At 60.3% G+C, this 11,658-nt stretch carries 12 protein-coding genes; 6 read left to right on the top strand and 6 right to left on the bottom strand.

What is annotated here, in order from left to right; translation table 11 throughout:
- The first annotated feature begins 431 nt into the window (after positions 1-431).
- Positions 432-1,664 (top strand): acetyl-CoA C-acetyltransferase, encoded by a 1,233-nt coding sequence (locus JQ567_RS04470; RefSeq protein ID WP_212437660.1) that lies wholly within the window; start codon positions 432-434, stop codon positions 1,662-1,664.
- On the opposite strand, the gene JQ567_RS04465 is transcribed toward JQ567_RS04470, so the two are convergent.
- The 3 genes from JQ567_RS04465 to JQ567_RS04455 are packed head-to-tail and all read right to left on the bottom strand — an operon-like array spanning position 1,661 to position 5,467.
- Positions 1,661-3,253 carry an ATP-binding protein gene (locus JQ567_RS04465; RefSeq protein WP_212437659.1) on the bottom strand — a complete coding sequence of 531 codons (1,593 nt, stop codon included), beginning with the start codon at positions 3,251-3,253 and terminating at the stop codon, positions 1,661-1,663. The two genes, JQ567_RS04470 and JQ567_RS04465, sit on opposite strands and share 4 nt — an antisense overlap.
- Entirely contained in the window at positions 3,250-3,951 is a 702-nt protein-coding gene (locus JQ567_RS04460) for a response regulator transcription factor (RefSeq protein WP_212437658.1), read from the bottom strand. Before JQ567_RS04460 ends, JQ567_RS04465 begins: the two co-directional genes overlap by 4 nt.
- Positions 3,952-3,976: 25 nt before the next feature.
- Positions 3,977-5,467: a DUF4173 domain-containing protein gene (locus JQ567_RS04455; RefSeq protein ID WP_212437657.1), complete on the bottom strand. Its 1,491-nt coding sequence runs from the start codon at positions 5,465-5,467 to the stop codon at positions 3,977-3,979.
- A 291-nt stretch (positions 5,468-5,758) separates the two neighbouring features.
- Here JQ567_RS04455 and JQ567_RS04450 point away from each other — a divergent pair, with 291 nt between their 5' ends.
- The 3 genes from JQ567_RS04450 to JQ567_RS04440 all read left to right on the top strand — a co-directional run bounded on the left by JQ567_RS04450 (position 5,759) and on the right by JQ567_RS04440 (position 7,935).
- Entirely contained in the window at positions 5,759-7,060 is a 1,302-nt protein-coding gene (locus JQ567_RS04450; protein WP_212437656.1) for a glycoside hydrolase family 3 protein, read from the top strand.
- 204 nt (positions 7,061-7,264) lie between these two features.
- Positions 7,265-7,612, top strand: coding sequence for a hypothetical protein (locus tag JQ567_RS04445; protein WP_409363575.1), 348 nt, complete (start codon positions 7,265-7,267; stop codon positions 7,610-7,612).
- 11 nt (positions 7,613-7,623) lie between these two features.
- Positions 7,624-7,935 (top strand): hypothetical protein, encoded by a 312-nt coding sequence (locus JQ567_RS04440; RefSeq protein ID WP_212437655.1) that lies wholly within the window; start codon positions 7,624-7,626, stop codon positions 7,933-7,935.
- 24 nt (positions 7,936-7,959) lie between these two features.
- Here the strand turns inward: JQ567_RS04440 and JQ567_RS04435 are convergent, their stop codons facing one another.
- From JQ567_RS04435 to JQ567_RS04425, 3 genes are all read right to left on the bottom strand, one after another.
- Complete coding sequence (locus JQ567_RS04435) at positions 7,960-9,114, bottom strand: OpgC domain-containing protein (RefSeq protein WP_212437654.1); 1,155 nt, start codon at positions 9,112-9,114, stop codon at positions 7,960-7,962.
- 166 nt (positions 9,115-9,280) lie between these two features.
- A complete protein-coding gene (locus JQ567_RS38040; RefSeq protein ID WP_212263907.1) occupies positions 9,281-9,556 on the bottom strand; it encodes a hypothetical protein in 276 nt (91 codons plus the stop codon).
- Positions 9,557-9,738: 182 nt separating this feature from the next.
- Positions 9,739-10,356, bottom strand: coding sequence for an XRE family transcriptional regulator (locus JQ567_RS04425; protein WP_212437652.1), 618 nt, complete (start codon positions 10,354-10,356; stop codon positions 9,739-9,741).
- Positions 10,357-10,489: 133 nt separating this feature from the next.
- On the opposite strand from JQ567_RS04425, the gene JQ567_RS04420 reads away from it, so the two are divergent.
- A complete protein-coding gene (locus JQ567_RS04420) occupies positions 10,490-11,020 on the top strand; it encodes a GcrA family cell cycle regulator (protein WP_212437651.1) in 531 nt (176 codons plus the stop codon).
- Between the two features lie 66 nt (positions 11,021-11,086).
- Positions 11,087-11,656, top strand: a complete 570-nt coding sequence (locus JQ567_RS04415; protein ID WP_212437650.1) for a DUF6456 domain-containing protein — start codon at positions 11,087-11,089, stop codon at positions 11,654-11,656.
- The last annotated feature ends 2 nt before the right edge of the window (positions 11,657-11,658 follow it).

Below are 11,658 nucleotides of genomic sequence, written 5' to 3'. Positions count from 1 at the left end.
CTCGTGTGCATTTTGTTTTGTGCAAACCGCACGCGAGACCGCGGGTGCAGCGCGCACCCGGTCTTCCCTGCGCCCTCGTTTGAGGAGGGCGGGAAGTTACTTGCAAACCTCGGGCGCAATGCGTCGCGAGAATGCGAAACTGCGTTTTGTATGATGGTGGCACAACAAACACCGCCGTCGTCCCGGCCTTGAGCCGGGACCCATACGCCGCGCCCCATCGGTGAGAGCGCTGGCGTTAGCGACCTTCTGCAACAACGAGCGCCGCGGCGTATGGGTCCCGGCGTTCGCCGGGACGACGAGTGGAGAGAGCGTGAGCGCTATGGTGGACCGCCTTTGCCCGAAGTGCATGGCCCCAGACCCGCGGCGTGAATTGACTTTGCGGCTTGACCGGCGGCAAATGTGTTCAACAAACAAATCCGAGGGAAAGCACCATGGTTGACGCGCTGATCATCGACGCCTGCAGGACACCGCGTGGCATTGGCAAGGCCGGCAAGGGTGCGCTCGCGGGTATCCATCCGCAGCAACTCGGCGCCACGGTGTTGCGGGCGCTGGCCGATCGCACCGGGATCAATACCGCTGACGTCGACGACATCATCTGGGGCACCAGTTCCCAGCGCGGAGCGCAGAGCGGCGATCTCGGCCGGATGTCGGCGCTGGATGCCGGCTATGACGTGCGCGCCAGCGGCGTCACGCTGGACCGGTTCTGTGGTTCCGGCATCACCAGCGTCAACATGGCGGCCAACTCCATCATGTCGGGTTCCGAAGATCTCGTGATCGCCGGTGGCACCGAGATGATGTCGATGGAGGGTCGCCGCGGCGAGGGGCCGTTCATGATGGACAATGGCAATCTTCGTCTGCGCGCCCGGCACCCGCAGTCGCATCAGGGCGTCTGCGCCGATGCGGTGGCGACGCTGGAGGGTATTTCGCGTCAGGATGTCGATGCCCTGGGCGTGGAGAGCCAGAAGCGCGCGGCCGCCGCCATCAAGGGCGGTCATTTCGACAAGAGCCTCGTGCCGGTTCACCGCGAGGACGGCAGCCTTGCGCTGGACCGCGAGGAATATCCGCGGCCGCAGACCACGCTGGAAGGCCTTGCCGGGTTGAAGCCTGCCTTTACCGCGGTCGCGGACTATCCGCTCGACGACAAGGGCACGACCTATCGTAATCTCATTCTGGACAAGTACCCCGATCTCGACATCAACTTCATGCATCACGCCGGCAATTCCTCCGGCGTCGTCGACGGCTCGGCGGCCATTTTATTGGCTTCGCCGAGTTATGCCAAAGCACATGGCCTGAAGCCGCGGGCACGCGTGGTTGCGATGGCGAACATGGGAGACTCCCCGACCTTGATGTTGAATGCGCCGGTGCCGGCGGCGCGCAAGGTGCTGGCCAAGGCAGGCCTCACGCTCGATGATATCGACCTGTTCGAAATCAATGAGGCCTTCGCCGTCGTCGCCGAAAAATTCATCCGCGACCTCAAGCTCGACCGCGACAAGGTCAACGTCAATGGTGGTTCGATCGCGCTCGGCCATCCCATTGGCGCGACCGGCTCGATCCTGATCGGTACCGTTCTCGACGAACTCGAGCGGCGCGACCTCAGGCGCGGCCTGGTGACGATGTGCGCCGCCGGTGGCATGGCGCCTGCGATCATTATCGAGCGAGTTTAAGCGGCGGGAAACTGCAGCTCGAACGCCACGTCCTTGTCGGACGGCAACAGCCGGATCGATCCGCCGTGACTCGCCATCACGGCCTGGACGATCGCGAGCCCCATGCCGGTGCCGCCGGTGTCGCGGCGGGTGGTGAAGAAGGCGTCGAATATCTTCTCCCGGTTGGCTTCCGATATCGGATCGCCGTCGTTGCTCACGGTCATCTTGACCGTGGCACCTTCATCGACCGCTTCCAGCCTCACATTCCCAGCGTTGTGACGAATGGCGTTGTCGGTCAGATGCGAAAGGACGATGAGCGCCTTCTCATTGGACATGCCGATCGCACGTTCGAGACAGCCGGTGGCGTCGATCGCGCGGGTGGGAAAACGGCTCTTCAGTCCACTGATGACCTGGCTTAATTCGGTGTGCTCGTTCTGCGGCGTGGTCTCGGCGCGCGCCAGTTCGCGCAGCCGCTGCGTCATCGCTTCCAGGCGCTCGGTGTCACCCAGAATATTCGATACGAAACTCTTCTGCTCCATCCGCGTGAGATTGTCGGTCTTGCTCTGCAGTGAATCCAGCAAGAGTTCTGCGGCGCCCTTGATCGAGGTCAGTGGCGACTTCAGCTCGTGGGTGAGATGCGACGAGAAGGTCGCGATGTAATCCGACCGCCGGGACAGTTGCTCGGCCATATCGAGGAAGCTGTGCGACAGCTGGGAAAACTCGCGGGTGCCGTAGTGCGCCAGCGGCTGAAAGGCGTCGCGGTCGCCGCGGCTGATACGGGCGGCGCGATCGACCAGTTCGCGCATAGGCCGGGTGATGGTGCGGGAAAATACCAGGCCAATGATGATCGTGGCGAAGATGACGGCGAAGCCCGCAAGAATGAACTTGCCGCGCTCCTGATAGAGGTGGTCGAAGATGTTGCTCGGCGTCCTCGATAAGTAGACGACGCCGGCAACGCGGTTGTTGACGACCACGGGCATGGCCGAAAATACGTGAACGCCGACGCCGCGGCTGATCGAGTAGATCGGCGGCGGGGGCTTGTCGGGGACCCTGATCCGCAACGCGGCGCGATACTGGCCCTGCAGCGCCGTCGCCACCTCCTCGATATGCGCCAGCGATTGGCCGACCTCGTTGCGGCCGGCGATCACGACGCCGCGGGGATCGAGGATCCGGAAACCCGCCAGCGTGACCTTCTGCGTTTCTAGGATGATCGGCATCAACCTGGCACCGATCTCGACATAGGCCTGAGATGCGGGAGCACTAGCCGGAAGTGCGTCGGGCCGCCGCCTCAGCAGGTCGGCGCCGGCGGCAAGGTCGAGCGCCGGTCGGATTGGCGTCATCTTGTCGTCCGAAACGGGACGAGCTTCGGGCGGGAGTTCAGCGCCCAGGACAACCCCGGCATTGAGGCGGGCTTCCACGTCTCGCGCATAAACCGCGGCCAATACCCGGCTTTGGGCAATCAGCTCGGCCTGCGTCTGGTGAATAAGCTGGTTGTCGTAGAGCCGAAAGAAGAACAGTCCGACCAGAGGCAATGCGGCCACCGCGGCCAACGCGGCAAAAATGATCATTCCGACCGACGGCCGCCATTTCTCGCCGGCCCGCGATGTCATGCCTGCGGCTCGCATCGGCCGAGCTTGAAGCCAACGCCGTGGATGGTCTCGATGACATTGCCGCAATTCACCGCGGCAAGCTTGGCGCGGATATTGCGAATATGGCTGTCGATGGTGCGGTCCGACACCTGGATGTTGAGCTGATAGGCGGCGTTCATGATCTGCTCGCGGCTGAAGACCACCGACGGCCTGGTCAGAAAAGCCCTGAGGATACCAAATTCGATGGCGGTGAGACGAAGCGGTGTACCGGCGAACGCCGCCACATGCTGTTCTGGATCAACCAGCAGCCTGCCTTGGGAAAGCGCCGCCGTCGCCTTTGCGTCCGACCCACGCTGCGAGGTGCGGCGCAGGATGACATTCACCCGCGCGACGAGTTCGCGCGGGCTGAAAGGCTTGGTGACGTAATCGTCGCCGCCGATCTCGAGACCCAGCACACGGTCGATCTCATCGTCGCGTGCCGAAAGAAACAGGATCGGAACGTCCGATGACTTTCGGACCTCCCGGCAGACATCCAATCCATCGAATTCCGGCATGCCGATATCGAGAATCATGAGGTCCGGCCTGTCGGCGGCGAAGTGGGTCAAAGCTTCCTTGCCGTCCCGCGCCTCGAACACCGTCATCCCGGCTTTCCGGAGCGCAACCCGGATGACCTCGCGAATATGCAGGTCGTCATCGACGATGAGGATACGGTGTGTCAAACGTCTCTCCGGACAAAGGTCGTCGTCAACCTGCGGTCGAACTCTTGTGTTGGGTGTCCAGAGTACGCTGGAGCCGCCAGCTCCGAAAACCCCAGGCGCGCCAGGAAGCCACATCTTTATGTTGCTGTTCTACAAGGTAGTTGCGGCGGAAAACAAGGTTTGGATCGAAGCTGCGGAGGGCAATCGCCCTGTCGATGGCCGGCAGGGCCTGGGGCCCGAGATGAAACAGATAGTTGATGTCGACCGGGACACCCTTTCCCGTCGCTTCGCGGCTATGACCGACATTGTAGTCGGCGATAACAGCGGGAAAATTGACCAGTGAACAAACATAGAGCGTTACTGTCAAAGTGATGAGGTTCGCGCGGATCAGCCAATCGTTCGAACGATTGAGCCTGATGCGGGCAACGATGAGCAACAGTCCGAGCGCGACAAGCAGCATCCAGATGAAGGCTGTGACACGCCACCAGGTCAGCAGGTAGGTCTGCACATAGAGATCGAGCCGCAGGATGGATGACGCAACCAGCAGGACGTTCTGCGCGACCCAGAGATAGACGAGCGGCCGGATCACGCTCGACTGTTCGGCCGGGCCGCCGGGTCTCATTGCGATGAGCACGAATCCGGCAGCCAGCAACGCGGTGAAGATCAGGGGATAGGCGCCCCGGTGCGCATAGGCCGCATAGCTGATATCGGCCGGCAGCGTCGCGTTGCCCCAGAGAAAGAACATGTCCAGGGCAGTTTGAACCGCAAACAGCAAATTGAACAGGATCAGCGAACGGAGGATAGTCGCGACTCCGAGGAAGTCGACGTCATGAACTGGCTTCTCCTGCTCCTCGGTTACCGATATGACCAAGTCGGCCGTCACCTCGTACTTGCGGCGCCACCGGACGTGGATAAAGGGCCAAACGAGCGACAAAGCGGCCGCCCAAAACAGCACCCGTCCCAGACTGATATAGGAGGTGGCGCTGCCGGGGTTCAGCAGGCCGATCCATTTCTCAAGCAGCGGATTGGCCGATACGAACAGCAATGCGAAAATGCCGCTGAGAACCACCGGAATGAACCACACGGTGAAGCTGGCCGTCAGCGCCGGGAGATTGAACGCGCTGATCGCATCCCGGAGCAATCTGAACGGGCCGACCAGATAAAGGTCGCAGAGCGCAGCGGCTTGTTCGGCAACACCGGAGAGTTTGCGATCTGTCGTTAGCGAGAGGCCAACGCCGAGCGCCAGGACAATGAAGGAGAGTGAAGCGGCATTGAATTCCTCGATGGCCGGGATGAGGGCGGCGAGCACAAGGAGGCCCGCAAGCAGAACCCGCGCTTTGTTCAGCCTGGTGAAATTGGCGAGCAGCGCGCCGCCGGTTAGTGCAATGGCGAAGATGACGGCGGATATTCCGGTTCGCTGGCCGTAGAACAGCCAGTCGGCCAATGCCGCGAGAGCCAGAGCAATGGCCGGCTTGATTGGGAAAGTGTTTTCGCGAATAGAGCCCGCCTGCGGTGCCGGCGTGGAGAATTCAGCCATCGTTGCGCTGCCTGTCTGGAAGGAAAAATTGCCGACCGGCGCCGTCGAGGGAGGTTCACAGAGCCACCAACCATCATTGGCTAGACGTGGGGGAATGGGCATTCGAAGGTCGTCACCGGTTTGCAAGACGAGCTATGCGCGGCCGTTGTGCAAATGCCGGGAAGCCCGTCTGCAAGACTTCAGGATTTTTATGCAGTTTCTGTGCAGCCACGCTTATGCGCTCGCGCAGCAATAACAAGTTTGATACGGCGATGGTCTCGCCTGTCACACGCGCACACAGCATCGTCCTTCATGCAAATCATCAAACGTATCGGCGTCGGCCTGGTCTGGTTCGCGGGGTTGGCATTCATTTTCGTCGCGGCGAACAAGAACGATCCCTATCTGATTGCGCTGCGTGGTACGGGTAACATCGTTCTTGTCGTGGTGAGCGTTGGCGTTCTCGCCTGCCTGATTCGCAGCGGTTACTGGCGCAGGCGAGGGATCGCGGGAAAACTGCTGGTCCTGCTCTGGTGCCTGCCGTCGCTGTCAATGCTGTGCGCGCAAGCTTCTTTCGAGTTGCGCAAACGAAACGTTCTGCAGACCGACGTCGCGCAGGCGCGTAGCCTCGGTCAGCATTTCATGGTGGGGTATTCATCATTCCCCGAAGTGGCTGCTTTGGCTGAGAAAGGCCTGATCGCCGGCATCTACATCACCAAACAGAATGTACGAAGAGCACCGGAGACGCTGAAATCCGAAATCTCGGCGCTTCAGGAAAAACGACGTGCGGCCGGCCTGCCGCCATTGATTGTCGCCGCCGACCAGGAAGGCGGCATCGTCTCGCATCTGTCGCCGCCCTTGACCAAATTGCCTGCGCTCTCGACGCTGGCGAGCCTTCCGCCGGATCTTCGCACGGAGAAAGCGGAGGCGTTCGGGCGAACTCATGGACGGGAACTGGCGGCACTTGGCGTCAACCTCAATTTGGCGCCGGTGCTGGATTTGCGACCCGACGCGAAGCGTAACCGGTTCGATTTCAACACGCTGATCGGCCACCGCGCGATTTCCGACGATCCGACCATCGTGGCCGACATCGCCAGGTCCTATGTCCATGGGCTTGAGGCCTTTGGCGTCGGTGCGACCGTGAAGCACTTTCCGGGACTGGGGCGGGTTCGTGCCGATACCCATCACTTCAGTGCCGGTCTCGATACGCCTCTGGCGGAACTCGAAGCGTCCGACTGGCGGCCGTTTCGGGATGTGCTGGCGGGCTCCAGGGCGCAGCTAATGATCGGGCATGTGACGCTGACCTCTGTTGATCCCGACCGCGCGGCGTCGCATTCCCGGCTTGTGGTTGACGGCATCGTTCGCAAGAAGTGGAATTATCAGGGCGTCATCATGACTGACGATCTGGTGATGGGCGCGATCTATCAGAACAATGTCTGCACAGCGGCGGTGGAAGCGCTCAATGCCGGCGTCGATCTGCTGCTGGTCGCCTTCGACGGTACGCAATTCTATCGGATCTTTGCGTGCGCCAAGGAGGCATCTTCTCAAGGGAAACTCGATTCGGTAACGCTGCGCGACAGCGAAGCACGGCTAAAGCGGGCGTTCCCGCCGGATTGAGAGGGACGTTCCTCGCGGTCTCGGTGCTGGAAGGTCTGGCGTTTGGCATGTAACATCATCTTACGACGCGCCGGTCGTCGCCGCAGGTAGCATCGCGGCGGGCCGTTACCGCGGGTACGTGAGATTACCGACCGCTTTCGCGCCGAATGGGCTGCGGCGGGCAATTCGCCGGATCAGCTGCCGCTGCTCGGGATCAACCGTTTTGTGGTGGCGGCCGACAGCGACCGGGAGGCGATGGCGCTCGGTCGCCGTGCCTGGCCGGACTTCTACGGCAGCTTCATGAAACTCTGGAAGAAGCACGATACGCAGCCGCGTTTCGCCCGACTGCCCGAGGACTTCGATACGATGGTACAAAACGGCGGTGCGATTGCGGGATCACGGGGCACGATCCGGGAGCAGGTCAGAAGGATGACCGAGGAGGCGGGCGCCAACTACTTCATCAGCCAGGTTTCGTTCGGCAACCTCAGCCAACAGGAGGTACTGCACTCCGCTGGCACCTTTGCGCGCGAGATGCTGCCCGTGGCGCGGGAGCGCGTGGCGCAAACCGTCTAGGAACACCAAGAATGATCATTCGCGTTATCGCATCGAACCGATCCGTCGAAATCGATGACCCCGGAAATTTCAAGGCATTCTCGGTTCGCATCGAAGGGGCGATGGATTCCACCATGCAGGCAAAACTGCTCGGCAGCGTGGCCGTGCGCAGCGATCGCGAGCATGCCTGGATTTCGGAGAAGGTCTTGCGCGATTGGCCTTCGCTCAGATACGAGGCGTGGTGGCAGGATGGCCTGTCGAACATGATCGCAGCGGTGCAGAAATTCGGCTGGATCGATCAGGTCAACCATTCGATCCGCGCCCACATCGAATACGCGCCGTAGCGGTTTTGCGGACCGCAGCCTCGCTCAGTAACCAGTGCTGAGCGCAGGTTTGTAGTCCTGCCGCCTGGACCACGACGCGTAATAGGCAACGCCCGCCATGATCGCGATTCCGGCGATGCTGACCAGGAAATGCATCGCGAGCGAATTCGGTCCCGTGATCAGGAAGAAATGCCCTGCAAAGGAAAGGAAGACGCCGGCGCAGAAGACAGGCAACCATTCTTCCCCGCACTTCACGATCGGCCGCAGGGCTGGCCGTTGAAATCCATGCCAATCTCTCGGGACCGCGAACGAGAAGAGGAAGGCAAGAGTGAGGAAATGAAGTACCCTGTACGGGGCCAGATTTTCCTTTTCATTTGGAAGGAAGAAATTGAGCACGGCGTCAGGAACGATTCCAGCCAACTGCGGCACGTTTCCCGTTACGGTCACGATCAACGCGAACAAGAGATAGAGCAAAGCCAGTATGCGCAGGATCGAAAGATGCTGGAGCGAACGAATCGCCCGCATCTGCCTCGCGCTACCCAACGCGAACCAGGCGCCGAGCACGAACAGCAACTGCCAGGCGAACGGATTGAAATACCAGTGCCCGTCTGGAAATGAGGATAGATTCCAGTCGAATTTGCGGGCGGCGAGGTAAAGGACAATCGACCCGGCTGCCGTCAGGTTCGGCCGGCGCAACATTCCGAACAATACGACCGGAAAAAACGCCATCAGGACGATGAAGAGCTGCAACACATCGAGGTTGAGCGGCTTGGCCTGGAGCAGCAGGCCGTAAATCAATGTCCGGATCGTGTGGCCGAGGATTCCGGCGACATTGAATTCGTGGATGATTTCGGGCGCCGCCGATTTCCTGGCGACGTATCCGATCAAGTCGATATAGATCACGAACAGGACGACATAGGCGGCGTATAGCTGCCATACGCGCCTGAAAATGCGGGTAGCGGTGACCAAGAAGCCGCGCTCCAGCATCATTTTTCCATAGAGGATTGCGGCGGTATAGCCGCCGACAAACACGAACAGGTCGGTTGCACCGCTGAATCCGAAATTCCGCAGGGTCAACACGCTGACCGCGTTATGCGGAATGTGATCCAGAAATAAAAACCAGGCAGCGATACCAAGCAGCAGACTGAGCCGGGGATCGCCGTCGCGTGCGGCAATCTCAGCCTTCATTAACGGAAACATGGAATGTAAGAACTTTGCAAGCCGGAGAAAATCGAATCGCTTATGTAGCGCAATTGTCTGCGCCGTCCGAGTAGACTTTGCGTGAAGAATATTTAAGGAAGCCGGCGGCGATCAAAGCCCGTTCATGATCACATTATTTTGACGACGGAATAAAGGTCGCGCGAGTTCAGACGGTTTCATGTTTTCGCAGGTCGCGTCGGTGATCGAATTGGTCGGCCTGCAAATCGACGCTCGCCGCGCCAATGTCGGGAAGCGCGGCTTCGTTCAGAATGTCGGCGGTTATGTCCTCGACGGAGGAATCGACGATTTCATGGATAAAACTGATGTTCCTGTATTCACCCGACGCAATCCGCGAGATGACCTCGCGCCGGGTGATTTCAGGATCGACAATAGCTTCTCGGCCGCGACGGCCGTAATCGATCATCACGACGAAATACTGCATGCTTGGCAATCTGCCTGAACAATTCTGAAGACGCCATTATAGTTCCGAAAATCAGAATTAGTCAAGCAAAAATTCCGAAAAGAAGAAATTCGGCGGGCGTGATTCGGCTCACCGCAGGGGACGGACCGAATCACCTTGGCGATTTGCCGCCAGGCGCCCGCTATTTCTCCGCTCGTCTGTCGCTATTTTGCCTTGGCCGCCTTGCGTGTCTTCGCAGCTGCCTTATTGCGCAGGCGTTCGATCTGACCCCGCGGCAGGGTGACGCAGATCTCGCCGATCCATTCGAGTTTCACGCCAGTGATCGGCTTGGCGTTGAAGCTCTTGAGATTGACCAGAGGTGAGGACTTTCCTCGCTCGATCGTCTTCAGATAGCGCTCGCCGCTCTTCAGGCGCACCACGGCCTCTTCGCCGTAGAAACTCGACAGCGGATGCCGCTGCTCGCGAAAAACGACAATAACGTCGCCATTTTCGTACTTTGGCAGCATGGAATCGCCTGCAACTTCAAAGGCGATGGTCTCTTCGGCCATCGGGAAGGGCAGTTCGACCTCCCCGAGGCCTTCCGGCGGCACCTGTTCATGCTCCGGCTCGATCGTTGCGCCGGCGCCGACCCGCCCCATGATCGGCACCGAATTCAGCCCGAGATATTCCGTGATCGGTGCGATCTCGGACGCCTTGATCAGCCGTATCCCGGACAGGATTTCCGAGACTGCGCCTGCACGGACCCCCATAGCGTCCGCCAGGCCACCCTTGCTTTTGCCCGTTCTTTCAAGTGCTCGTTCGATCATTTTGACGTCCAGCATGTGCTCATCCTTTCCCGAATTTCGGAAACACTAGCAGTTACGATTACCAGAAATCAAGCTTGACTTTTTGTTCGGAATATCGGAAATAAATGGAGGGTATCGGGCGGCGTTGAAAGAAACAGGAAATTCGGTAATGGAACCAACAGACTGGGCGCCCGAGCACTCGGGCGCGCTGCGGGAGCTTTTTGCCCTGCATTTGTCCTTTGCCAGGATCGCGGCAGCTATCAACAGGAAATTCAACACAGCTTATTCGCGCAATGCCGTGCTGAGCCGTGCCAGGCGGATGGGGCTCGCCGGGAACGATCGGTCCGGATCGCCCCCATACGCGCAGTCGCGGTTAGACCAGCCGGGCGAAATACACCTGGTAGAGTCGACATCGCCCAGGTTTCCATGGCCGGTGCCGCCGTTTAGAGGGGCGAAGCCGGTCGAACTGCGTTGTGTCGAGATTGATCCGCGTCATCTTTCGCTGATCGAACTGGAACGCGGCGATTGCCGCTACCCTTACGGTGGGGACGAAGAGGGCGAAGCCATCACCTTCTGCGGTCATCCACGCCGGCCTGGCTCGAGTTACTGCACACCGCATTTTCATTTGAGTCGCGGCCCCGGCACGCCATCGGAACGCACGGCGTGCACCGTCTTGCTCAAGCTGGTTGAGACGGCATGAACAGCAACGCCAGGTTCCCCCGGGCGCAATCCAAATCCCATCGTTCTTGAAAGGAGATCATCCGACATGCCGAGAGCCAAACGGAACAAGCCGTATAACCCTGCAAAGGCTCATGACCGGAAATCCCGGGATTTGCCACGCAACGCCGAGGTCGCGACCGTCGAGGTCGACAATCCCCTGGCGCTGGAGCCGGGTGAGAAGATCGTTACCCTGCGTTCGATTCGCAACGATCCGCTTGCCCGTCTGCATTCGCATCGCCAGATCGACGAGGCGCAGTACCAGGGCGGGCGGGCCTTTCAGAGCGATTGGGAGAGAGCCGAAGGCGGCCCGCGCGCGGTCGATCCGACCAGGGAGTACGTTGATGGCGGGCAGATGCGCGAGCCGATCACCGAGGGACAGCGCAAGGCGGTGCTGCGGCTCAATCGCGCCGAGCGCGAGCTGGGGGCCGATGGTTCGGCGCTGGTGCATGACGTCCTGGTTCATGGCTTGACCATGGAGCAGGTCGGGCAGAGGCGGGGATTGCGCACGCAGCGCTGGAAGGACTATTTCGCACGCCGGTTCTGTGAATGCCTCGACCGGCTGGCGCTGATCTATGGGTTCGCGACAGCCAATACCGCAAAAACGCCCCCGCGATGAAG

The organism is Bradyrhizobium sp. AUGA SZCCT0431 (assembly GCF_018131065.1).
Lineage (GTDB): Bacteria > Pseudomonadota > Alphaproteobacteria > Rhizobiales > Xanthobacteraceae > Bradyrhizobium.
This window is presented reverse-complemented; position numbering and strand designations above follow the sequence as displayed.

Bases quoted from the DNA above. Each gene is read 5' to 3' on its own strand.
- JQ567_RS04470 (WP_212437660.1), top strand. From the start codon at position 432: ATGGTTGACGCGCTGATCATCGACGCCTGCAGGACACCGCGTGGCATT.
- JQ567_RS04465 (WP_212437659.1), bottom strand. From the start codon at position 3,253: ATGACATCGCGGGCCGGCGAGAAATGGCGGCCGTCGGTCGGAATGATC.
- JQ567_RS04455 (WP_212437657.1), bottom strand. From the start codon at position 5,467: ATGGCTGAATTCTCCACGCCGGCACCGCAGGCGGGCTCTATTCGCGAA.
- JQ567_RS04450 (WP_212437656.1), top strand. From the start codon at position 5,759: ATGCAAATCATCAAACGTATCGGCGTCGGCCTGGTCTGGTTCGCGGGG.
- JQ567_RS04440 (WP_212437655.1), top strand. From the start codon at position 7,624: ATGATCATTCGCGTTATCGCATCGAACCGATCCGTCGAAATCGATGAC.
- JQ567_RS04435 (WP_212437654.1), bottom strand. From the start codon at position 9,114: ATGTTTCCGTTAATGAAGGCTGAGATTGCCGCACGCGACGGCGATCCC.
- JQ567_RS38040 (WP_212263907.1), bottom strand. From the start codon at position 9,556: ATGCAGTATTTCGTCGTGATGATCGATTACGGCCGTCGCGGCCGAGAA.
- JQ567_RS04425 (WP_212437652.1), bottom strand. From the start codon at position 10,356: ATGCTGGACGTCAAAATGATCGAACGAGCACTTGAAAGAACGGGCAAA.
- JQ567_RS04420 (WP_212437651.1), top strand. From the start codon at position 10,490: ATGGAACCAACAGACTGGGCGCCCGAGCACTCGGGCGCGCTGCGGGAG.
- JQ567_RS04415 (WP_212437650.1), top strand. From the start codon at position 11,087: ATGCCGAGAGCCAAACGGAACAAGCCGTATAACCCTGCAAAGGCTCAT.